At 69.2% G+C, this 21,006-nt stretch carries 21 protein-coding genes; 7 read left to right on the top strand and 14 right to left on the bottom strand.

The window, feature by feature from the left end:
- Positions 1-45 precede the first annotated feature (45 nt).
- The 7 genes from ABV408_RS04625 to ABV408_RS04655 all read left to right on the top strand — a co-directional run bounded on the left by ABV408_RS04625 (position 46) and on the right by ABV408_RS04655 (position 6,888).
- Complete coding sequence (locus ABV408_RS04625; protein WP_353981277.1) at positions 46-741, top strand: HAD family hydrolase; 696 nt, start codon at positions 46-48, stop codon at positions 739-741.
- A gap of 110 nt (positions 742-851) precedes the next feature.
- On the top strand, positions 852-1,556 hold the full coding sequence (locus tag ABV408_RS04630) for an HAD family phosphatase (RefSeq protein WP_353981278.1): 705 nt from the start codon (positions 852-854) through the stop codon (positions 1,554-1,556).
- Between the two features lie 205 nt (positions 1,557-1,761).
- Complete coding sequence (locus ABV408_RS04635; protein ID WP_353981279.1) at positions 1,762-3,039, top strand: Nramp family divalent metal transporter; 1,278 nt, start codon at positions 1,762-1,764, stop codon at positions 3,037-3,039.
- 75 nt (positions 3,040-3,114) lie between these two features.
- Positions 3,115-3,543, top strand: coding sequence for a manganese-binding transcriptional regulator MntR (gene mntR, locus ABV408_RS04640; RefSeq protein ID WP_353981280.1), 429 nt, complete (start codon positions 3,115-3,117; stop codon positions 3,541-3,543).
- Between the two features lie 463 nt (positions 3,544-4,006).
- Positions 4,007-5,494 carry a SulP family inorganic anion transporter gene (locus tag ABV408_RS04645; protein ID WP_353981281.1) on the top strand — a complete coding sequence of 496 codons (1,488 nt, stop codon included), beginning with the start codon at positions 4,007-4,009 and terminating at the stop codon, positions 5,492-5,494.
- Positions 5,495-5,599: 105 nt separating this feature from the next.
- Entirely contained in the window at positions 5,600-6,457 is an 858-nt protein-coding gene (locus ABV408_RS04650) for a universal stress protein (RefSeq protein ID WP_353981282.1), read from the top strand.
- A gap of 74 nt (positions 6,458-6,531) precedes the next feature.
- Entirely contained in the window at positions 6,532-6,888 is a 357-nt protein-coding gene (locus ABV408_RS04655; RefSeq protein WP_353981283.1) for a RidA family protein, read from the top strand.
- Between the two features lie 86 nt (positions 6,889-6,974).
- Here the strand turns inward: ABV408_RS04655 and ABV408_RS04660 are convergent, their stop codons facing one another.
- From ABV408_RS04660 to ABV408_RS04725, 14 genes are all read right to left on the bottom strand, one after another.
- Positions 6,975-7,580, bottom strand: a complete 606-nt coding sequence (locus ABV408_RS04660) for a hypothetical protein (RefSeq protein ID WP_353981284.1) — start codon at positions 7,578-7,580, stop codon at positions 6,975-6,977.
- A gap of 118 nt (positions 7,581-7,698) precedes the next feature.
- Positions 7,699-8,475, bottom strand: coding sequence for a 3-oxoacyl-ACP reductase FabG (fabG, locus tag ABV408_RS04665; RefSeq protein ID WP_353981285.1), 777 nt, complete (start codon positions 8,473-8,475; stop codon positions 7,699-7,701).
- A gap of 73 nt (positions 8,476-8,548) precedes the next feature.
- Entirely contained in the window at positions 8,549-9,025 is a 477-nt protein-coding gene (locus tag ABV408_RS04670) for a hypothetical protein (RefSeq protein ID WP_353981287.1), read from the bottom strand.
- A gap of 66 nt (positions 9,026-9,091) precedes the next feature.
- Positions 9,092-10,276: a beta-ketoacyl-ACP synthase gene (locus ABV408_RS04675; RefSeq protein ID WP_353981288.1), complete on the bottom strand. Its 1,185-nt coding sequence runs from the start codon at positions 10,274-10,276 to the stop codon at positions 9,092-9,094.
- A complete protein-coding gene (locus ABV408_RS04680) occupies positions 10,273-10,857 on the bottom strand; it encodes a DUF3261 domain-containing protein (RefSeq protein ID WP_353981289.1) in 585 nt (194 codons plus the stop codon). Before ABV408_RS04680 ends, ABV408_RS04675 begins: the two co-directional genes overlap by 4 nt.
- Positions 10,854-12,113, bottom strand: coding sequence for an NAD(P)/FAD-dependent oxidoreductase (locus tag ABV408_RS04685; protein WP_353981290.1), 1,260 nt, complete (start codon positions 12,111-12,113; stop codon positions 10,854-10,856). The genes ABV408_RS04680 and ABV408_RS04685 overlap by 4 nt, the downstream gene beginning before the upstream one ends.
- Positions 12,106-14,457, bottom strand: coding sequence for a hypothetical protein (locus ABV408_RS04690; RefSeq protein WP_353981291.1), 2,352 nt, complete (start codon positions 14,455-14,457; stop codon positions 12,106-12,108). Before ABV408_RS04690 ends, ABV408_RS04685 begins: the two co-directional genes overlap by 8 nt.
- Positions 14,454-15,044, bottom strand: a complete 591-nt coding sequence (locus ABV408_RS04695) for an outer membrane lipoprotein carrier protein LolA (protein WP_353981292.1) — start codon at positions 15,042-15,044, stop codon at positions 14,454-14,456. Before ABV408_RS04695 ends, ABV408_RS04690 begins: the two co-directional genes overlap by 4 nt.
- A gap of 49 nt (positions 15,045-15,093) precedes the next feature.
- A complete protein-coding gene (locus tag ABV408_RS04700) occupies positions 15,094-16,101 on the bottom strand; it encodes a glycosyl transferase (RefSeq protein ID WP_353981293.1) in 1,008 nt (335 codons plus the stop codon).
- Positions 16,098-16,862 (bottom strand): glycosyltransferase family 2 protein, encoded by a 765-nt coding sequence (locus ABV408_RS04705; RefSeq protein WP_353981294.1) that lies wholly within the window; start codon positions 16,860-16,862, stop codon positions 16,098-16,100. The genes ABV408_RS04700 and ABV408_RS04705 overlap by 4 nt, the downstream gene beginning before the upstream one ends.
- Positions 16,852-18,582, bottom strand: coding sequence for an AMP-binding protein (locus ABV408_RS04710; protein ID WP_353981295.1), 1,731 nt, complete (start codon positions 18,580-18,582; stop codon positions 16,852-16,854). The genes ABV408_RS04705 and ABV408_RS04710 overlap by 11 nt, the downstream gene beginning before the upstream one ends.
- Positions 18,569-19,150 (bottom strand): hypothetical protein, encoded by a 582-nt coding sequence (locus tag ABV408_RS04715; protein ID WP_353981296.1) that lies wholly within the window; start codon positions 19,148-19,150, stop codon positions 18,569-18,571. Before ABV408_RS04715 ends, ABV408_RS04710 begins: the two co-directional genes overlap by 14 nt.
- Positions 19,151-19,160: 10 nt before the next feature.
- On the bottom strand, positions 19,161-19,427 hold the full coding sequence (locus tag ABV408_RS04720; protein WP_353981297.1) for a phosphopantetheine-binding protein: 267 nt from the start codon (positions 19,425-19,427) through the stop codon (positions 19,161-19,163).
- Positions 19,428-19,624: 197 nt separating this feature from the next.
- Positions 19,625-20,314 (bottom strand): beta-ketoacyl synthase chain length factor, encoded by a 690-nt coding sequence (locus ABV408_RS04725; protein ID WP_353981298.1) that lies wholly within the window; start codon positions 20,312-20,314, stop codon positions 19,625-19,627.
- Positions 20,315-21,006: the final 692 nt, after the last annotated feature.

Below are 21,006 nucleotides of genomic sequence, written 5' to 3' on the forward strand. Positions count from 1 at the left end.
CTCTTATCGTAAAACCACGGGGCGTTACGTTACCAAGGATTCCGCATGGACACACCGCTCTTCGCCTTCTCGCTGCACGATACCCTGGTCGATACCCAGGATCTGTCGGCGTTACTGGCGCTGCGCCTGGGCGCGGCCGAGGCCTCCGTATTCAATCGACGCTGGCGCGAGAAGCAGTCCGAGTTCACCTACCGGCGCGGGTTGATGGGCGCCTACGCCGACTTTCATCGCATTCAGCACGAGGCGCTGGAAGCCGTTGACCGCGAGCGTGGCACGCGGCTGGGTGAGGAGAGCAAGCAGGCGCTGCTGGCGCACTGCCGTCGGCTGCCGGCGTTCGTCGATGCCCCCGGCGCGCTGACCCGCCTGCGCGGGCTGGGCGTACGCTGCGTGGCGTTCTCCAACGCCAGCCGTTACGACATCGAACTACTGCTCGACAATACAGGCCTTGCGGATCGGTTCGAGGATATCGTCAGCGCCGAGGAGGTGCGGCGCTTCCAGCCGGACGCTGCACTCTACGCCCATCTGCGCGCGCGCACCCATTCGCGCCCGGAGGCCACCTGGCTGATCTCGGCGGAGCCTGCGGAAATCATCGGCGCGCGCTACGCAGGGCTGCGTGCCGCCTGGCTCCAGCGCGACCCCCAGCGCGCGTTCGAATCCTGGGGTGACCCACCGGATCTGATGGCGCCCGATCTCGACGCCCTGGCGACCCAGTGTGCAGGGTGGTTCGCACGTGAGGGCTAGGCTGCGTCAAACCCTGGACGGATGGCGTCGGGTGCCCGTAGGCGTTGGCTTGCGAGTGCGAACGTGTATGCTGAGCGGGCCCTTTTCCGCGACCGCTACGGGAGTTCCGCTTGGTCACTTCATCCGCTTCTCCGGCGCAGCAGCCCAGCGCGCTGGCCATCTTCGATCTCGACGACACGCTGCTCGACGGCGACTGTACCCATCTCTGGCTCGAATGGGTGATCGCCTGTGGCTGGGTCGAGGAGGGCGAGGCGCTGCTGGCGCGCATGCGCGAGCAGGACCTTCAGTATCACGCCGGCACTTTGGACATGACCGAGCACCTGCGCTTCACCCTCGGCCCGCTGATCGGCCGCCAGCGCGACACGGTGCGTGAGCAGGTCGAGGCGTTCGTCCAGCGCGCGGTGGCACCCAGGCTGATGCAGGGCGGGGTCGAACGGCTCCGAGAGCACCGCGAGCAAGGCCATGCGACCCTGGTGATCTCGGCCTCGATGCACCATCTGGTCGAGCCGATCGCGCGTTTCGTCGGCGCCGACGGGGCGCTCGCCACCCTGCCCGAGCTGGATGCCGAGGGGCGTTTCACCGGCGAGCCCACCGGCATCCAGACCTATCAGCAGGGCAAGCTCGACGCCTTCGCCGAGTGGCTCGAGGCCCACGACACCGGCTTCGCCGAGGGCTGGGAGACCTGGGGCTACAGCGACTCCTACAACGACCTGCCGCTGCTCGAGTTCGTCGACCATCCCCACGCCACCCAGCCGGACGCCCGCCTGCGGGCTACCGCCGAGGCGCGCGGGTGGCCGATTCTCGAGTGGCGTTAGGGGTGTCGGACGGCGCCTGGGCTCGACGTCGGCATCGCCGTCATTGGCAGACATCTATCACTCTGATTGAGACAACTCATCGCGCGGCCCCGTTGCGCTTTCGATAACTCGGGTATATTTTATCAACCATGGTTTAACTTGATAACCCGGGCGACAAAGCGCTGATGGCGCGGGCTCGCCCGGCCGTCGATGTCCCGAGGTCAGCGTGTTCAACAGTGTGAGTGACGCCCGCGCGGCACGCGCGAACCCGTCGGCGCCGGCACGGCAGCGGTCGCTGGTGATGCGTTTCCTGCCCTTTTTCGGCCCGGCGTTGATCGCCGCGGTCGCCTATATCGATCCCGGTAACTTCGCCACCAACATCGAGGCCGGCTCGCGCTACGGCTACACCCTGCTGTGGGTGGTGCTGTGGGCCAATCTCATGGCGATGCTGATCCAGACGCTGTCGGTGCGCCTGGGGCTGGCCACCGGACGCAATCTGGCGGAGATGATCCGCGAGCGCTATCCGCGGCCACTGGTGTGGTTCTACTGGGTCCAGGCCGAGCTGGTGGCGATCGCCACCGACCTGGCCGAGTTCCTCGGCGCGGCGCTGGCGTTCCATCTGCTGTTCGGACTCTCGATGCTCGAAGGCGCGCTGCTCACCGGCGCGGTCACCTACGCGGCGCTGACCATGCAGCGCTATGGGTTTCGCCTGCTCGAGGTGATCATCGGCAGCATGCTACTGGCGGTGGCGGCGGGGTTCATCGCCCAGATCCTGATGGGGCGGCCCGATGCCGGGCCGGCGCTCACCGGCATGCTGGTGCCGCAGTTCCCGGATGGCTACGCGGTTTTCCTGGCCGCCGGGATTCTGGGCGCCACGGTGATGCCCCACGTCATCTATCTGCACTCGTCGCTGTCCCAACGGCGCATTCCGGCCACCACCGACGACGAGCGCAAGCGTGCGATGCGCTTCTACCGCTGGGACGTGATCATCGGCATGGGCGTGGCCGGGGTCATCAATCTCTCGATGCTGGCGCTGGCAGCGGCGGTGTTCTTCGACAGCGGACGCACCGGCGTGGCCTCGATCGAGCAGAGTTACCAGCTGCTGGCGCCGCTGATGAACCGTGAGCTGGCGAGCACGCTGTTCGGTTTCACCTTGCTGCTGGCGGGGCTGTCGTCGTCGATCGTCGGCACCATGGCGGGGCAGGTGGTGATGCAGGGTTTCGTCGGCTTCACCATCCCCATCTGGCTGCGCCGGCTGTTGACCATGCTGCCGGCGATCGCGGTGATCATGCTCGGCCTGCCCGAGCAGCAGGTGCTGGTGGCGAGCCAGGTGGTGCTCAGCTTCGGCATCCCCTTCGCCCTGGTGCCGCTGATCCAGTTCACCGCGCGTCGCGGGGTGATGGGCAATCTGGTCAGTCGGCGCTGGGTCACGCTGCTGGGTTGCGTGGTGGCCGGGGTGATCATCCTGTTGAATGGTTATGTGTTGGTCTTCGAGTTGCTGTAGGCTCTCTACGTGCCGTGAACGGGCGGTGCCGCTGGCGCGTGACCGTTCACCCCATTCGATGTCGATGAGAACACCATGTCAGGAACACCCCGACCGCGTTACGCCCGCTTCGAGCGCACCCGTCTCGATCATCAGCAGGAGCTGGTGGAAGATTACGTCGAGGAGATCGCGCAGCTGCATCGGGATCATGGCGAGGCCCGCGCCAGCGATCTGGCGGAACGTTTCGGCGTCAGTGCCGCAGCGGTTTCCAAGGTGATCTCACGACTCAAGCGCGATGGCCTGGCCGAAGCGCGCCCCTATCGCGGAGTCTTCCTGACCGAACAGGGGCGGGCACTGGCGGAGAAGGTCGAGGCGCGTCACCAGCTGGTGCTGGCCACGCTGCTCGCCCTCGGCGTCCCGGCGCACGTCGCCGAGGCGGACTCCGAGGGGATCGAGCACCACTGCAGCGATGCCACCGTCGAGGCGATGCAGCGCTTTCTGGAGTCGCGCACGGGCTCGCGCTGATGCCCACGGCTGGGCTGATTACCACTTTGGTGTTAGACTGCGCCGGCGTTGTCGCCCCGCCCGCGGGTCATCGACCCCGCCGATCGCGATGAGCGGCGGCGCGGCACGCCAGGAAAGGCGAGGCACCTTCTGCGCTTCGCCAGAGACATGGCACCGACAGGCACGCAACGATGACACGCGCCACCGTTCGCATGACGCCACCCTAGCGTCGACCCCCTCCGCGTGAGCCGCGCTCGCGCTCGACTTGCCGACCCGCCATCCGGCTGGGCCACGCAGGTCCGTTTCCGTTCGTATCACCGATTCTCATTGTGAACCCAAGCGTTTTGCACTCGACCGTGTAGAACCCAAGCCAAGCCGCGTGCCCTGGGTGGCAGATCGGCCGCCGTGCGCTGGCGCTCGCGCCGTCTGTGCCGGTCGTCGCAACGCTACCGACCCCGCGGCATGACCCTGAGTGGATCCTTCAATGCTCGACACGATAAGACAACACTGGTTCTCCAACGTCCGTGCGGACGTGCTGGCCGGCGCCGTGGTGGCGCTGGCGCTGATTCCGGAGGCGATCGCATTCTCGATCATCGCCGGCGTCGATCCCAAGATCGGCCTCTATGCCTCGTTCTCGATGGCGGTGGTGATCGCCTTCGCCGGCGGCCGCCCGGGCATGATCTCGGCGGCCACCGGCGCCACGGCGCTTTTGATGGTGACCCTGGTGCGCGACCACGGGCTGCAGTACCTGCTCGCCGCGACCCTGCTGACCGGTGTGATCCAGATCCTGTTCGGCTACCTCAAGCTCGGCGCGCTGATGCGCTTCGTCTCACGCTCGGTGGTCACCGGCTTCGTCAACGCGCTGGCGATCCTGATCTTCATGGCCCAGCTGCCGGAGCTGACCGGGGTCACCTGGCACGTCTACGCCATGACCGCCGCCGGGCTCGGCATCATCTATCTGTTCCCCTACGTGCCGGTGGTGGGCAAGACGTTGCCGTCGCCGCTGGTCTGCATCGTGGTGCTCACCGCGGTCTACATGTTCAGCGGCATGGATATCCGCACCGTGGGCGACATGGGTCAGCTACCCGACTCGCTGCCGGTGTTCCTGCTGCCGGACGTGCCGCTCAACCTGGAAACGCTGTGGATCATCCTGCCCTATTCGCTGGCGATCGCCGTGGTCGGCCTGCTCGAATCGATGATGACCGCGACCATCGTCGACGAGCTGACCGATACGCCCAGTGACAAGAACCGCGAGTGCAAGGGTCAGGGGCTGGCCAACATCGTCACCGGCTTCCTCGGCGGCATGGCCGGCTGCGCGATGATCGGGCAGTCGGTGATCAACGTGAAATCCGGCGGCCGCAACCGCCTCTCGACCCTGGTCGCCGGGGTCTTCCTGCTGATCCTGGTGGTCTTCCTGGGTGACTGGGTCTCGCAGATCCCCATGGCCGCGCTGGTGGCGGTGATGATCATGGTCTCGATCGGTACCTTCAGCTGGGAGTCGATCCGCGACCTGCGCCGTCATCCGCTGTCGACCAACATCGTCATGGTGGCTACGGTGATCGTGGTGGTGGCAACCCACAACCTGGCCATCGGCGTGCTGGTCGGGGTACTGCTGGCATCGCTGTTCTTCGCCAACAAGGTGGGGCAGATTCTGTATATCGGCAGCCGCATGGACCCGGACGGCGAGACCCGCGAATACGAGGTGATCGGTCAGGTGTTCTTCGCCTCCTCGACCCGCTTCACCGACAGCTTCGACTTCAAGGAGGCGGTGCCGCGGGTGCGCATCGATCTCTCCCGCGCCCACTTCTGGGATATCACCGGGGTCGGCGCGCTGGACAACGTGGTGATCAAGTTCCGCCGCGAGGGTACCGAGGTCGAGGTGATCGGGCTCAACGAGGCCAGCGCCACCCTGGTCGACCGCTTCGCCGTGCATGACAAGCCGGATGCAGTGGAGAAACTCATGGGGCACTGAGCGGCCCCGCAGGATGCAGGCGACGCCAGCGCGTCGCGACGACAACCCCGCCGGCCAGGGGCGTGATAGTCTCGGGTAGCGGGTGCCAGGCAACAGGAGAATGCCATGAGTGAACGTCAGGTTCTCGGCTGTATCGACGACTCCAGCCACGCGCCGGCGGTGTGTGCCGCCGCGGCGTGGGCCGCGGCGCGGATCGGCGCGCCGCTCGAACTGCTGCACGTGCTGAGCCGCGGGCAGAACGGCGCCGAGCGCGACACCAGCGGCCACATCGGCCTGGGCAGCCGTGAGCATCTGCGTGAGCAGTTGACTCGGCTCGACGAGGAGCGTGCCAAGCTCGCCCAGCAGCACGGGCGTGAGCTGCTGGCGGCGGCCAAGGCGCAGGCCGAGGCGTCCGGCTCGCTGGCGGTGGCCACCGCGCTGCGCCACGGCGATCTGCTCGAGGCGCTGAGTGAGCGCGAGGCGCAGACCCGGCTGGTGGTGCTGGGCAAGCGCGGCGAGTCCGTGGCCGAGGCACGAGATCATCTGGGCAGCAATCTGGAGCGGGTGGTGCGCGCACTGCATACGCCGATCCTGGTCACGCCGCCCGAGTTCCAGGCGCCGCAGCGTCTGCTGCTCGCCTTCGATGGCGGTCAGACCACCCGCAAGGGCGTCGAGATGATTGCCGAGAGCCCGCTGCTCAACGGTCTGGTGTGCCACGTGGTGATGGTCGGCGCCGGGACCGATGACCAGCGTGCCCAGCTCGACTGGGCGCTGACGCGGCTGCGCGAGGGGCAGGTCGAGGCCGAGGGCGAGATTCTCGCCGGCGACGTCGACGAGGTGCTGGGGCATTACGCCGAGCGCGAGCGCATCGATCTGATGATCATGGGGGCCTACGGCCACTCGCGTATCCGTCAGCTGCTGGTGGGCAGTACCACCACGGCGATGCTCAGACATTCGCGCAGTGCCACCCTGATACTGCGCTGACCCTGGCGGCTGCCGCGCCACGCAATCAACATGCCGCGCCTATCGCGCGGCGAGTCACAGGAGCGAGAACATCCATGACCATCCAACGCCACGACACCCAGACCCGCATGAGCCGTGCCGTGATCCACAACGGCACCGCCTATCTGTGTGGTCAGGTCAGCGGCCCGGAGGCCCGTGAGGGCGATATCACCGCCCAGACGATCAGCATGCTGTCGCGGGTGGATGCGCTGCTGGAGGAGATCGGCTCCGACCGCGAGCACCTGCTCTCAGCGACGATCTATCTCGCCGATGGTGCCGACTTCGCCGCCATGAATGCGGTATGGGACGCCTGGGTGCCGGCGGGCCATGCCCCGGCACGCACCTGTATCACCGCGCCGATGCCGGCCCCCGAACTGAAGGTTGAGATCACCGTCACCGCGGCGATCAAGTAAGCCGCGTCTTTCCCCCGGTGCACGATTCTCGTCTCCCGTTCAGGCGGCGTGAAGGCGGGCGGCGAGGCCAGATCTCGCGTGAGTCTTCACTCCGCCTCGCGGCTGGGGGCAGGCGGCTGGTGGGCGAGGAAGTGCGTGAGCTTCTCCGGCCGGCTCTCGCCGACCCGGCACAGCTGGCCGGCGATCTCGGCGTACTGCATCAGAGTCGGCACCATCAGCCGCTGGCGATGCGGGTCCTGCGCCTGCAAGGCGGCCTCTGCATCCAGCCACTCGAACAGCCGTGCCAGCCGGGTGTAGGTGGTATCGCCGCGGCCGGTGTTACCGCGCAAGGCATCCACCGCCAGGCAGCGCATCACGCTGCGCTTGTTGGGGTCGAGACTCTCCTTGTCCAGCAGCGCCTCGGCGTGGCGGCTGAACTGACTCATCAACTGGGTCAGTTCGGCCGCTTCGAGCTGGCGCTGGACCGCCTGCTGGCTCTCGTGCAGGGCCCGCTGCTGCTGGCTCTGCCCGCGCGCGACCAGCACCAGACTCAGGCACAGCCAGCCGGCCAGCACTATGCTGAGCAGGAATAGCCCCAGCGGCGCCAGCGCGGCATGCGGTAGCGGCCAGTGCAGGTCGCTGGCGTACAGGCCCGCGCCGCACAGGGCGAGCATGACGATGACGATCAATGCGATGGAAACGCCGGCTTTCATCTCGACTCTCGACTCCGCGGAATGGTCTCGATGAGCGAGGGCCACTGGCCCTCGTCCAACGAGGCATTATCGGCCGGCGGCCCCGGCGCTTGAACGCTGGCCGCCTGTCTCAGCACTCTCAGCACATGCCGCCGTTGATGGCGATCACCTGCCGGGTGATATAGCCGGCGTCGTGGGAGCACAGAAAGCTGACCGTGGCCGCCACTTCGTGCGGTTCGCCGGGGCGCTGCATCGGCACCAGCTTGCGAATCTCCTCCCGCGACAGCGCCTCGGTCATGCTGGTCTCGATCCAGCCGGGGGCGACGCAGTTGACCGTGATGCGGCGCTTGGCCAGCTCCACCGCGAGCGCCTTGGTGGCGCCGATGATGCCTGCCTTGGCTGCACTATAGTTGACCTGGCCGCGATTGCCGATCAGCCCCGAGAGCGAGGAGAGGGTGACGATACGCCCCGGACGACGGCGCTGGATCATCGGCATCACCAGCGGTCGCAGGACGTTGTAGAAGCCGTCTAGATTGGTCTTTAGCACGCTGTCCCAGTCCTCGTCCTCCAGCGCCGGGAAGGGCTTGTCGATGGCGATACCGGCGTTGCACACCACCCCGTAGTAGCAGCCGTGGGCGGCGATGTCCGCTTCCAGCAGCGTCTTGACCCGCTCGCGCTGGGTGACATCGAACTGGAGCAGGCGCACCTGGGCGCCGGCGGCGCGGGCATCCGCCGCTACCTGGGCGATATCGTCGCCGTCACGGCGGCTGTGCAGCGCCAGGTCGAAGCCGTCCTGAGCCAGGCGCCGGGCGATCGCAGCGCCGATGCCGCGGTTGGCACCGGTCACCAGGATGGTGTCGGCGCCACGCTCGCCTGAGGGGGAAACGGTCTCTTGGGGGTTACTCGGGCGATCCATGCGCGCTCCAGGCGATAAGGTGTCGAAACGAAAGCGAGTATCTAAACGAAAGTGAGTCGGGTCTGGCGGCCGTTCAGGTGGCCGGCGGCTGGCCGGGGAGGGTGAGTCCGGCGGGGCGATAGAGTGTCAGGCTGCCGCTGGCCAGGCTGGCCGAGCCGTCGGCCCAGCGCAGCTCGCCATTGACCTGGGTCACGCCGTTGTCGGCGACGAAGTCGATGCTGATGGCGATATGGATGCGCCGGCCGAACGGCCAGTGGGCCTGCGCAGCCTGGTAGCGGCGGCTGCCCAGCAGCAGCCCCGGCGCCGGCGACTCGCCGCGGCGGCGGGCGTGGTAGCCGGCCCAGGCCGCCACGCTCTGGGCGATCCACTCGATGCCGACCCAGGCGGGCAGCCCCGCAGCCTCGGCGAACAGATCATCGGGGCGGGTTTCGCCCTCGGCGATGGCACCCTCGGCGTCGGCCTCTAGCAGGCGCGTCAGCAGGCACATGCCGCGGGCGTGGGGCACCAGGGGGGCGATGGCGCAGGGCAGATGCGCGGTCGTCGCTGTCACGGGTGACCCTCCGCAGGTGGGCAGTGGGTCGATACGGTGCGTGCAGGGACCCGTTGGGATTGGCATTCAGACATCGTCACGACTCAGCAGCAGGCTGGCGTTGTTGCCGCCGAAGGCGAAGCTGTTGCTCAGCGCATGGCGCGGCGGTGCGTCCGGCGCGGGCGCATGGCCCACCAGTGGCAGCGGTGGCAGCTCGGGGTCGTAGTCGCCGTCGTAGACGTGCCGTGGCAGCCGGCCGTGGGTCAGTGCCAGCCAGCAGAAGGCGGCCTCCAGCGCGCCGGCCGCGCCTAGGGTGTGGCCGGTCAGCGCCTTGGTCGAGCTGCACGCAGGCGGTCGCGCGAACAGGGTGCTGACCGCGGTGGCCTCCATCTGGTCGTTGAGCGCGGTGCCGGTGCCGTGGAGATTGAGATAGTCGATCGCCTCCGGGGCCAGCCCGGCCATCGTCAGCGCCTGCTGCATGGCCGCCACGGCGCCGCTGCCGTCGGGGCGTGGCGCCGAGATATGGTGGGCATCGGCGCTCTCGCCGACCCCGCTGAGCTGAATGCCGCCGCCTTCCGGGGTGACCACGAACAGGACTGCGGCCTCGCCCAGATTGATCCCGCGGCGCTGGCGCGAGAACGGCAGGCAGGGGGCATCGCTGACCGCATCGAGGCTGGCGAAGCCATTGACGGTGAGCCGGCACAGGCTGTCGGCGCCGCCGGCGATCACCGCGTCGCACTGCCCGCTCTTGAGTAGGCGGCGGGCGCTGGCCAGGGCCCGCGCGCTGGAGCTGCAGGCGGTCGACAGCGCATAGCAGGGCCCGCCCAGGCCGAGACGCTCGGCGACGAAGCGTGCCGGCGCGCCGAGCTCCTGGCGCGAGTAGGCGAAGCTCGCCGGCAGCGGGCCATCGTGGCCGCTCTCGGCGATGGCCCTTTCGGTTTCGCCGATCCCTGAGGTGCTGGTGCCGATCACCACGCCGATACGCGCGGGGTTCACCCGTGCCAGCAGGGGTTCCAGGGCATCATCCAGCGCGTCCAGCGCCAGGGCCAGCAGGCGGTTGTTGCGGCTGCGCTGATCACTCTCCCAATGACTGTCATCGGGTAACGGCCGGGTCACGCGACCCAGCGGCAGCGCCCGCCCGGGGGTGAAGTCGTCGCTGATGGCGAGCTGGCGCTGACCGCTGAACAGCGCCGCGGCGATGGTCTCGAGGTCGCTGCCCAGCGAGCACACCACCCCGGGCCGCGACAGGCGGCAGGCGAACGGGGGGCTCATGGGGTGCCTCCCTGATCGAGTGGGGTGATGGTCAGGCGGTAGCCGCCCTGGCGGTCGTCGAGGGTCAGGGTCCGAGGCCGCGCGGGATCGGGCTGCGGGGTGATGCTGGCGGCGAGGCGGCCGTGGTAGCGGATGTCACGCTGATCGTCATGCTCGGTGACCTGCCAGGCGCTGCCGTTGAAGGCGCGTTCCAGCGCGGCGCGTGGCCACAGGCTCCACTCCAGGCGCGAGGCGAGCCAGGCCGGTGGGATCGGCAGCGGCGGCTCGCCCGGGGCGTCGCCGGCCTCGAAGCGCGCGCCCTGAGCGTCGCGCACCAGGGTGGTCAGGCGCTGGCCGTAGGGTGTCACCAGCACCGCGCGCAGCGCCTCGGGGGAGATGCAGATGAAGGCGATCAGCGTGCGCGCTTCGCCCTCGTCGGGCGTGAAGGTGAGGCGGCTGGCCAGGGTCTCGGGAGTGACCGCAGCCGCCAGCGGCGGCGAAGGCGAGACCGGTGGCGACAGGCTGCAGGCGGAGAGGCCGAGCAGCAGCGCGCCGAGCAACGCCAGCGCGAGTGGGCGACGGACGCGCGGCAAGCGTTTCATGGCATCTCCTCGGCGCGCTGTGCGGCCTGCAGGCGACAGAGCGCCGATAGCGTATCGAGATGCCGGCGCGAGGCACTGGCGAAAGGGTTGCTGCGATCCCAGGCGTAGCCGGCGAGGATGGCGCTGATGCGCGCGCGGATCTCGGGCGGGGCCTGGTCGTGGAAGATGATCGTCTGCAGGCGGGTGTCGTACCAGCCGTCGACGAAGTCGCGGAAGGTGGCGATGCCTTCGCGCAGCGGGTGCTCGAACTCGGCGTCCCAGTCGGGCGTGTCGCCGTCGAGCTGACGCGCCACCAGCGGTGCGGCCAGGCTCGCCGAGCGCAGGGCGATGGTGACACCGGAGGAGAACACCGGGTCGAGAAATTCGCCGGCATTGCCGAGCAGCGCATAGCCGGGACCGTGCAGGCGCTCGACATCGGCGGCGTAGCCCTTGAGTTCGCCCACGGCCCGCCGCGGGGTGGCACCCTGGAGCAGGGCGCTGAAGCGTGGCTCCTCTGCGATCAGCGCCTGCCAGCGCGCCTCTGGGGTGTCACCGTAGGCGCTGAGGCTGGCGATATCGCCGACCACGCCGACCGAGGCGCGATGACCGCGAAACGGGATCAGCCAGTACCAGATCGCGGGGTCCCGCGGGTGGACCCCGATCAGGATCTTCTCGCGGTCGTAGTCGGGGTCGTCGATGGTTTCGTCGACATGGGTGTAAAGTGCCATGCGCGGCTCCAGGCGCGGCTCGCGGGAGAGCCCTTCGAGCCGCGCCAGCACGCGGCCGTAGCCACTGGCGTCGAGCACGAAGCCGGCGCGTAGCTCGCGCACCTCACCGGCCTCGTCGCGCAGGGTGACGCCGGGGCGCTGCGGGTCGGGGTGGAAGGCATCGACGCTGACCCCGAACTCGAGAGTGGCGCCATGGCCGCGGGCGGCCTCGATCAGGCGCTGATCGAAATCGGCGCGCTCGACCTGGAAGGTGGTGCCCCAGCCGGGCGAGTACTTGTCGCGAAAATCGATGGCGGTGGCTTGCCCGTGGCGGGTGAAGGCGGCGCCGTTCTTGGGCTGATAGTCGGCGGCGAGCACCGTCTCCAGCAGCCCGGCCGCTTCGAGGTCACCCATGCACTGGGGCAGCAGGCTCTCGCCGATGGAGAAGCGCGGGAAGTGCGCGCGCTCGACCACGTGCACGCGGTGGCCGCGCCGGGCCAGCAGGGACGCGGCGGTGGCGCCGGCCGGGCCGGCGCCGATGACGATGACATCGTGATCGCGATCACGCATGCGTGCTCTCCTCGGAGTGGGCGTGGGGGGCGCTGGCGGGCTCGCGCGGGCGCACCCAGGGTACCAGCAGCCACACGCTGGCCAGACCGATCAGACAGGTCAGGCCCAGATAGTGCAGCGCCGGGGTGGCGCTGAACGCCAGCATGCCGAAGGCCAGCAGGCTGGTCAGGGTCGACAGGGTGATCGCCAGCCAGGCGGAGGGCTGTCTGGCGTACTCCACGTTGAAGATACCGGCATCCAGGCCGATCCCCAACACCAGCAGCAGCCCCAGCTGATTGAAGATATTGAGCGGCACCCCGGTCAGCGCGAACACCGCCAGCACGATCAGGGTGGCGCCGAAGGGCGGTGCCACCACGCGCCAGGCGCGGCCGCGGTAGCGCCAGATCAGGGCCAGCGTCATCAGCGCCATGGCCGCGGCGATCCAGCCAGCGGTGTGGCGGCGCAGCTCGCCCAGCAGGCTACCGATACGCGTCACCCGGTCGACATAGATCACGCCAGGCTGGGCGTCGGCGATGGCGGCGAGCTCGTCGGCGATGGCGGCGCTGCGGGCGCCGCTCACGATCACGCTGGCGGCGACCTCGCCGGATTCGGTCTGACCCAGCCACAGCCGCTGCTGGAGCTGGCCCAGAGGGGTCGCGAGCCAGTCGGTTAGCGTCAGACGCGGGGCGTCGTCGATCCGTGCGCGGGCGGCCTGGGTGAGGTCCGTCGGCAGCCCGGCGCGCTGGATCAGGGTCTCCAGCGGGGCGCCGTAGAGGGTGCGCACCCGGGCCAGATTGGCATCCTGCTCGGCGGCGCTGGGCACGCTGCGCCCCAGCGACTGATAGTCGATCGCCAGGCCGTCGGCGATGGCGCGGTCGAGGCGCTGATCGAGCGCCGCGAGACGCGTCAGCAGCGCCTGGGTATCGGCGGCGCGGATCAGGAAGTAGCGGCTGCCGGTGTCGCGGCCGAGCAGCTGCTGGACCTGGGCCTCGTCGTGCATCAGCGCCGCCGGCGAGGGGTTGAGCAGGGCGAGACTGTCATCGCTGGTCAAACGCAGCGTGCACAGTAAGATCAGCCCCAGCGCGAGCACGAGTGCCAGCCACGGCGGCAGCCGCCGGCGCGGCTGGCACAGTCGCCACCAGCGCTCGGCCAGGCGCGCGGTGAAGGGGCTGGCGTGGAGCTTGAAGCGCGGCAGCCACAGCACCACGGTGAGCCAGGCGCCGATCAGCCCGAAGGCCGCGAAGGCGGCCATCTGGCGCAGCCCCGGCATCGGTGTCAGCGCTTGGGCAACGTAGGCGATCACGCTCGAGATCAGCCCCAGGGTCAGACTCGGCAGCAGCCGCCGCAGGCGGAAGGCGCGGCCGTGGATGGCACGGTCGCACTGCAGATGCAGCACGTAGTCGATGGCGATGCCGATCAGGCTGGCGCCGAAGGCCAGCGTCAGCAGATGCAGGCGCCCGAACAGCCCGAGGGTGAGTGCCAGCGCGAAAAGCGAGCCGGTCACCAGCGGCACCAGCAGCTGCGCCAGCACCCGCGGCGAGCGGAACACGAAGCCGATGATCAGTAGCACGCCGAGCAGTGAGGCGGCACCGATGGTGGACATCTCGTGACGCGCCTGACGCGCGCCGGCGGCGGCGTGGAACACCAGCCCGGAGCGCAGCAGTTGGGCCTCGGGATGCGCCTGCTGAAAGCGTTCGAGGGTCGCGTGCAGCGCCTGCTGCATGGGCAGCGCGTAGGGCGAGCCGGCGAGCCGGCCGATCAGCACGCTGTAGTGCTGGCCCTGGGCATCCAGCGTCAGCAGACCGTCGGCAGCATCGATCGGGCTCTGCGGCTGACGCGCCAGCCACGCATCGAGCAGGCCGAACGGGTCCGCCACCGGGTCGGGACGCGCCGCCGGCGAGAACAGCCGGCGCAGTGCCGGGTCGACCAGCGATTCGCCGCCGTCGCGATCGATCGCCTGCTGCCAGGCGGGGGTCAGCAGCCGGTAGCGCCAGGGCCCCATCCAGTCGTGCGGGTCGGCATCGGCCAGATCCAGCTCGCGCCAGTCGACTCGCGCGAGTTGTCCATCGTCGACCAGCGTCTCCAGCGCATCGCCCAAAGCCTGGGTCGCCGCGACGCGGTCGTCGGCGCGCAACAGGATCAGGAAGCGATCCTCGAAGCCCTCGCCCAGCTGGCGGTCGGCGGCTTCGACCAGCGGCACCTGGCGATCCGCCGGCAGCAGCGCGGTGAGATCGGTGTCCGCCGGCAGGCCGTGGCGCAGCATCCAGCCCAGCCACACCGCGCACAGCGTGAGCACGCCCAGCCAGAGCCAGCCCAGCCAGCGCCAGGCGGTGGCCCGCGGCGGGCGTTCGCCAGGGGAGTTCATGGTGCGCCGCCGGTCAGCGGGTGCTGGTCATACAGGCGTACTGCCAGGGTGTCACCGCTGGGCGTGCGCAGGGTCAGATGATCGATGTAGCGCCCGCCGTCGAGGGCGATACTGGCGATTCGCTCGCGCAGCGCCGCGGCCTTGGGTGTCAGCGTCACCTGCCACGCCTCGGCATTGCCGGCGAGGGCGATCTCGAAGCGCGAGGCCAGCGCCTGCCAGTCGCCCTCGAGCAGCTGCAGGAACAGCCGTGCGACCTGCTCGCCGCCGGGCGGGGTGCGGTCGCCACTGCCGTTGACGATCGCTTCCGGGGTCAGCTCGATGCGCTCCTCGACCGGGCGTTCCAGCTGCCACACCACGCGCTGGCCGCGCACGAAACTGAAGCGGCCGCTGCTATCCAGGCTCGTGCCGAGATCCGCCAGGCGGCGCTGCTGGGTGAACTTGCCGGCCAGCGAGGGTGTCGCCGCCAGGCGCTGCTGCAGCGAGGCGAGGTCGAAGGCGTAGGCGCCGAGCGGCGCAGCCAGACACAGACAGGCGAGCAGCAGCGGGAGCAGGCGGCGGGCGCGGTGAGCGAGGGTTGGCTGGGACATGGGGCACTCCTTCGGCAGGCGGTGGCGGGCGCAGAGTTCTTCACTCAGATCAGTCGCGCGGGGTGTCGGCCTGGGTGGCGGTCGAGGCGTCATCCGCGGCGTTCGGCTGGGCGTCGGCACAGTCGAGCCAGAACGGGAAGAAGTTGAACCACTGCAGCGGGGTGTTCGCGCACTGGCGCGTGAGCCAGGCGACGTAGCGCTGCATGGCATCGCCGATCCAGGCGTCGCGCTGGCGGCGGCCGAGCTGCTGGGTGTCGTCGAAGGTGTCGAACTCGACCCGGTAGCCGTCGCGATGGCGGAAGCAGCCGATGGTGTAGATCGGGCAGCGCAGCAGGCTGGCGAGCCAGAACGGTCCCTCGGGGAAGCGCGCCGGGTGGCCCAGAAAAGGCAGCGTGCGCGCCCGCCCGCTGTCGCTGATCGGCACCCGGTCGGCGGCGATCACCACGAAGCCGCCCTCGGCGATACGCCGGCCGAGCTGCATCGCCGTCGATGGCGTGATCTCGCTGACCTCGATGATCTCGGGGGGATTCTCGCGATGGGTCGAACGCGCCAGCACGGCGTCGAACTGCTGGGCGTTGCGAGTATGCATCAGCAGGGTGGCGCGGAAATCCTCGCGCAGGTCGCTCATCGCGGTGCAGATCTCCATGTTGCCGACGTGGGAGACGAACATCAGCCCGCCGCGGCCGCTGGAGACGGCATCGAGAAAGCGCTGACGCGCCCCCTCGGCGAATTCGACCCGGGGCGGAATACCGCTCCAGGCGTCGATCTTGTCCATCAGGCTCTGCCCGAAGCTGCGGAAGTGGCGCAGGCTGAGCCAGGTGAGCCGCCGTGGCGGGGCACCGTGGAGATGGCGCCAGAGCCTGACCAGATAGGTGTGCGAGGCGCGCCGGTGCAGACCGTGGGCGACATAGAAGTAGGCGATCACCAGGGTCAGCATGAACTGGAACGGCAGCCGGCCGAGGTGGCGGCGAATCCACACCATGGTGCGCACGCCGGCGGCGCTGCCGGACTCGCGAATCCGTGACCAGTGGTTGGGATTGCTGCTGGCGGGGGTCATGAAGGGGCTCCCAGGCGGCGGCGAAGCAGGACGGGCAGACGGATCAGCATGCCCATCAGCAGGCGCGCGTGCATGCCGGCGAGCAGCAGATTGTCGCGCCACAGGGCAAAGTGGGAGACGCCATCCAGCGGGTAGCGGACTCGCACCGGCAGATTCTCGACCCGCCCGCCCTGCCAGTACCAGCGCACCGGCAGCTCGCTGTCGAACTGCATGCGGTCGCCGCAGGGGTGGCGTGCGACCAGGCGGTTGACCGCCGCGACCGGGTAGAGCTTGACCCCGCACATGGTGTCGCGCAGCGTCAGCGACAGAGTCGCCAGCCACACCAGGCCGTGGGTGAGATAGCGCGAGTAGAAACGGTGCTTGGGTACGCTTGCGTCGAAGCGTGGATAGCCGATGCGCAGGATCTCGTCGGCGGCGTCGAGACCGGCGACGAAGGGTGGCAGGTCGGCGGCTTCGTGCTGGCCGTCGGCATCCACCTGCAGCGCATGGGTGAGCCCCAGCGTCTGGGCATGCGCCAGCCCGGCGCGTACCGCGGCGCCCTTGCCGCGATTGTGCGGCAGGCGCACCAGGGTGGTCGCCTCGGCACGCGCCAGCTCGTCGAGCAGCCTGGCGCACTCGGCGTCGCTGCCGTCGTCGACCAGGATGATCGGCAGCCCCAGCGTCTGGAGACGGGCGAAGGTCTCCCCGATAGCCCCAGCGTGGTTGTAGACCGGAATCAGCACGCCGACCCGGGCCGACGTGGCGGGCGTCTCAAGCGACATCGTGACTCTCCGTCAGCATCAGGCGGCCGCTGGCGTGCTGGCCGCGGGCGCTCTCGCAGGTGATCGTCAGGCTCTCGCGCGCCTTGATCCGCCGCCGGGCCAGCGTCAGGCGGAAGCGGTCCCCCGGCAGCAATGGCTGGGGGAAGCGCAGCCGTTCGAGCCCGGCGAAGTCGGCCTCGAGCGCGAAAAGGCGCCGCGCCAGCTGCATCGCCCAGTGGACCAGAGTGACGCCCGGCACCACTGGCTGGGCGTCGAAGTGACCATCGACATAGCGGCAGTGCTCGGGCACCTCCAGGGTCACCTCGATGCCGTCTTCCAGCGCGCGCTCACCCAGCCAGCGCGGCGCACGGCGGTCGTCGAGGTCGGCGAACAGGCGCTCACGCAGCGTGGCGGTGAGCTTGCCCTGGGCGTTGGTCGGCCAGGCCTCGACGAAGCGCCAGTAGCGCGGCAGTGCCGGCGTCTCGAAACGCTCCGCCAGCGCCCGGCGCAGGCGCTTGACGGTGGCACGGTGACTGGCGTGATCGTGGGGGAGGTGGTTTGCGTCGAGCTCGATGATCGCGCCCAGGCGCAGCTCGCGCCGGTTCAGGGTCACGGTCTGTGCCCGGCGGACGCCCTCGAGCTCGCCCAGCGCGCGGTCCATGGCGGTGAGCGAGAGGCGCTTGCCGCCGATCTTGACGATGCGATCGGCGCGCCCGAGCAGGCGAAAGCCGCCGTTCGGATCGAGGGCGATACGGTCGGCCTGGCGCTGCCAGGTCTGCGGCTCGGCCAGGTGCGGCGAGCGCAGCCACAGGCGCTGCTCGCTGTCGCTCTCGATGGCGAGCCCGGGAAAGGGGCGCCAGGTCTCGCCCTGCTGCTGCACGCGCCAGGCGATACCGCCGGTCTCGGAGCTGCCGTAGACCTCGTGCACCGGGCTATCCAGCAGCCCCAGGGCGAGGTCGCTGGCCGCACGTGAGAGCGGCGCCCCGGAGCTGTAGATGCGCCCCTGAGCGGCGCGCACTGCGGGCCAGTCGAGGGTAGCGGGTAGCCTCGAGAGCGCCGGCGGTGCGCTGACCAGCGCTGCCTGCAACTGAGCCTCGGCGCAGGCGGCGAGCCAGGCGTGCAGCGTTTCCGGGTAGGGGCAGGGGCGGGTCGCGAAGGGCACTCCCTCGGCCAGCGGGCGCAGGATCAGGAACAGCAGCCCGTAGATGTGCTGGTGGCTGACCTGACCGATCACCAGATCTTCGGTGTAGGGCCACAGGGCACGCTGGGTGGCGAGTTCGGCATCGAGCTGGACGAAGCGCTTGTCGAGTCGCTGCGGCTCGCCGGTGGAGCCCGAGGTATACAGGGTCAGCGCCACTGCCGGCAACGGCTGGTCCGACCACTCGGGGGCGCGGTCGGCGCCGGCGCGCGTACCGCCGGACAGGGTGCCCAGCGGCTGGCCCGAGTCGCGCAGCGCGGCCAGGGTGGCGGGCTGATCATCGGCGGGCAGGATCGCCTGCTCGCCGCGCTCCCAGATCGCCACCAGCGCGGCGCTGAACTCCAGCGGATCGGGGTCGAACAGCAGCCAGGCGCCGCTGCCGTCGGTGTGGCGCGCCAGCAGCGTCTGCCAGGCGCCAATACGCTGGCGCCAGGCGTCCATGCTGACCCAGCCGGCGGCGCTATCGGCGGGCGGGCGCCAGGCCATACGCGCGTCGGCCTCGCGTTCGCGCCAGGGGCGTGCCTGGAGTTCAAGGTGACGCATGCGACTCCTCGGCGTGGCGCTTCTTGACCCGCTGGCGAATGGCCCACTCAGCGGCAAACATCGCCAGCATCAGCGCATAGGCGATACCGCCGTTGTACCAGGTCCACAGGGTCATGTCGGCGTAGAGTGCGGTGGCCAGGGCCAGCGATCCATTGACGGCGAAGAACACGCACCAGGCCTGGGTCACGCGGCGGGTATAGCGCACCGCATGTGGCGGCAGGTCCGGTTGCTGGCGTCGCGCCAGGCGCTCGATCAGCGGAGGCGGATGACGCAGCCCGTGGGCGAACAGCATCAGCAGCGCCAGATTGAGCGCGAATGGCCACAGCCGCAGGCCCAGCTCGGCGCTATCGGTGAACAGCACCAGCGCCAGCAGCGGCAGCAGGCCCAGGCCCCAGCGGCGGTGGGCGGCGGGCAGACGCCACCACGCCAGGACGGCGAGCGCCAGCAGCAGCGGCCAGGCACCGAGGCGCGGCAGCAGGGCGTGAACCACGAAGGGCCAGGCCAGACCGAGCAGTGCCGCCAGGCACCAGAACAGACGCTGCGGCCCGGCGCGGCCGCGGGAGATCACGACCAACGCCTCAACTGGCGCGACGCGCTTCGACCAGCGCGGCCAGGCTCCTCAGGTTGGCGAAGTGCTGACGTGAAGACTCGGCATCCGACTCCAGGGTGATGCCGTAGCGCTTCTGCAGCGCCAGGCCGAGCTCCAGGGCATCGATCGAATCGAGCCCCAGCCCCTCGACGAACAGCGGCTCGTCGGGATCGATATCCGCGGGGGTGACGTCCTCGAGCTCCAGGGTCTCGATGATCATCTCTTTGAGTTCGTGTTCCAGCGCTGTCGTGGTCATGGTCTTGCTTTCCTTGTCACCAGTGTCCTTGCCACCATCTTCGCGGTGCCGCGCATGGCGCGTGGCCCCGCCCTGCTGCCGGTTCTACGCCGGCCTGTGCGCGTCGGGGTGACGCGCGATATAGGGTGTTGTACAAAAACTGCCAGCGCTTGCCGACTTTTCGTACACACCCTGTGCTTACCTATCGCCGGGCGCGGTCAGGCGTCCGGCGCGAGTGTCCAGGTGCGCCCGGCCATGGGGCAGCTCAGCGGCCCACGCCGCTGCATCAGCCAGTCGATCACATCGAGCGGCTGCAGCGCCTCGCCAACGGTGTCGGGAGCCGCCGCTAGCGTGAGACGTCGCGCCCCCGGGGTGGGCGCAGTGCCCAGTACCAGGGCCACCGCCGCCGCTGGCGTATGCGGGGCGAAGTCGGCGAAGCGTGCCGGTACCGGCTGGTCGCCGAACACCACCAGCAGGCGCTCGGTACCGTCGCTGAGGTACCCCAGCGCCTCGGCCATCAGTGCCGCCCACTCCGCGCCGCTGGCGGCCACCGCCTGCTGGCTGCGGCGATTGCCGCTGGCGATCGAGTAGACGCCGATGATGGCGTTGTGTACCGACAGGCCGAAGCGTGCCGGTGACAGCGGCTCGCCGGCATCGATGGCGTAGAGCATCTCCAGCGTGCGCTCGCCGTCGCCGTGGCGTGAGGCGTGCAGCACATCCAGCTCGGCCGCCGGGTCGAGCGCGATCAGCATGTCGCACACGGCGCGGCCGATCAGATTGAGGCGGCGGCGCAGCATCGATGGAATTGCCGTGCCAGCGGGCTTGGCGCTGGTCTCCAGGCGCGCCTCACCGGCCGCTTCGCGGTGCGGGGTCCAGCCTCGCCACTCCTGAACGAATAGCTCCGTCATGCGCGGTGTCGACAGTCCTGGTCGTGAAAACGAGCGTGAAAACGAGTGTTACATCCGTGTCACGGATCGACGCATCATAACGGAAAATGCGCCAGGCTCCGTGCAAGGTTTATGCATTTGCGCGGCGTGCGGGGATCAAGCGGGGCGTAAAGCGCCGGGCCTGAGCCCGGCGCGCCCGGGAAGGACGATTCCGCGGGCCTGGCAAGCCTACCCTCAGTCACCGCGTGCCGACTTGATCTGGGTTAACTAACGGGTGGCACCGGTCTGGTACGCCGCCAACCGAGCTGCCCTTTTCCCTCCTCGGTACGCCATACGCTGCGCCGGCCGGCTGCATAGTCAACAGACAACCTTAAATTAGCGGTGGCTGCGATCCGCCAAGCCTACGCATGCCGATGACGCTTGCCAACCCGAGCGTAAAAATGTTGTACAAGGATTTTACGTGGTGCTATCATTGCCTAGGTAAACTTAGAGGTCAGGAAGGCCTCATGCGCAGGAAGCGCCCACGCCAGGGATGGCGTGCCGCCGCAGGGAAGCGCGGCAAGGCGGCAAGTTGCGATGCCGTCGAGTGAAGGGTTCGACCCGATAGGTTCTCTTGGATGCCCGGCTTCTCGCTGGGCATTGTTTTTTTGGACATCGTTTTTTTGTGGATATCGTTTTCTACGGACAGCCGTTTTGCGCAACGCATCAGTGGC

Origin of the sequence: Salinicola endophyticus, assembly GCF_040536835.1 — a bacterium.
GTDB classification, from domain to species: Bacteria; Pseudomonadota; Gammaproteobacteria; order Pseudomonadales; family Halomonadaceae; genus Salinicola; species Salinicola endophyticus_A.

Excerpts from the sequence above, each read along its gene's own strand:
- ABV408_RS04625 (WP_353981277.1), top strand. The coding sequence starts at position 46 with ATGGACACACCGCTCTTCGCCTTCTCGCTGCACGATACCCTGGTCGAT.
- mntR (WP_353981280.1), top strand. The coding sequence starts at position 3,115 with ATGTCAGGAACACCCCGACCGCGTTACGCCCGCTTCGAGCGCACCCGT.
- ABV408_RS04645 (WP_353981281.1), top strand. The coding sequence starts at position 4,007 with ATGCTCGACACGATAAGACAACACTGGTTCTCCAACGTCCGTGCGGAC.
- ABV408_RS04650 (WP_353981282.1), top strand. The coding sequence starts at position 5,600 with ATGAGTGAACGTCAGGTTCTCGGCTGTATCGACGACTCCAGCCACGCG.
- ABV408_RS04655 (WP_353981283.1), top strand. The coding sequence starts at position 6,532 with ATGACCATCCAACGCCACGACACCCAGACCCGCATGAGCCGTGCCGTG.
- ABV408_RS04660 (WP_353981284.1), bottom strand. The coding sequence starts at position 7,580 with ATGAAAGCCGGCGTTTCCATCGCATTGATCGTCATCGTCATGCTCGCC.
- fabG (WP_353981285.1), bottom strand. The coding sequence starts at position 8,475 with ATGGATCGCCCGAGTAACCCCCAAGAGACCGTTTCCCCCTCAGGCGAG.
- ABV408_RS04675 (WP_353981288.1), bottom strand. The coding sequence starts at position 10,276 with ATGAGCCCCCCGTTCGCCTGCCGCCTGTCGCGGCCCGGGGTGGTGTGC.
- ABV408_RS04680 (WP_353981289.1), bottom strand. The coding sequence starts at position 10,857 with ATGAAACGCTTGCCGCGCGTCCGTCGCCCACTCGCGCTGGCGTTGCTC.
- ABV408_RS04685 (WP_353981290.1), bottom strand. The coding sequence starts at position 12,113 with ATGCGTGATCGCGATCACGATGTCATCGTCATCGGCGCCGGCCCGGCC.
- ABV408_RS04690 (WP_353981291.1), bottom strand. The coding sequence starts at position 14,457 with ATGAACTCCCCTGGCGAACGCCCGCCGCGGGCCACCGCCTGGCGCTGG.
- ABV408_RS04695 (WP_353981292.1), bottom strand. The coding sequence starts at position 15,044 with ATGTCCCAGCCAACCCTCGCTCACCGCGCCCGCCGCCTGCTCCCGCTG.
- ABV408_RS04700 (WP_353981293.1), bottom strand. The coding sequence starts at position 16,101 with ATGACCCCCGCCAGCAGCAATCCCAACCACTGGTCACGGATTCGCGAG.
- ABV408_RS04705 (WP_353981294.1), bottom strand. The coding sequence starts at position 16,862 with ATGTCGCTTGAGACGCCCGCCACGTCGGCCCGGGTCGGCGTGCTGATT.
- ABV408_RS04710 (WP_353981295.1), bottom strand. The coding sequence starts at position 18,582 with ATGCGTCACCTTGAACTCCAGGCACGCCCCTGGCGCGAACGCGAGGCC.
- ABV408_RS04720 (WP_353981297.1), bottom strand. The coding sequence starts at position 19,427 with ATGACCACGACAGCGCTGGAACACGAACTCAAAGAGATGATCATCGAG.
- ABV408_RS04725 (WP_353981298.1), bottom strand. The coding sequence starts at position 20,314 with ATGACGGAGCTATTCGTTCAGGAGTGGCGAGGCTGGACCCCGCACCGC.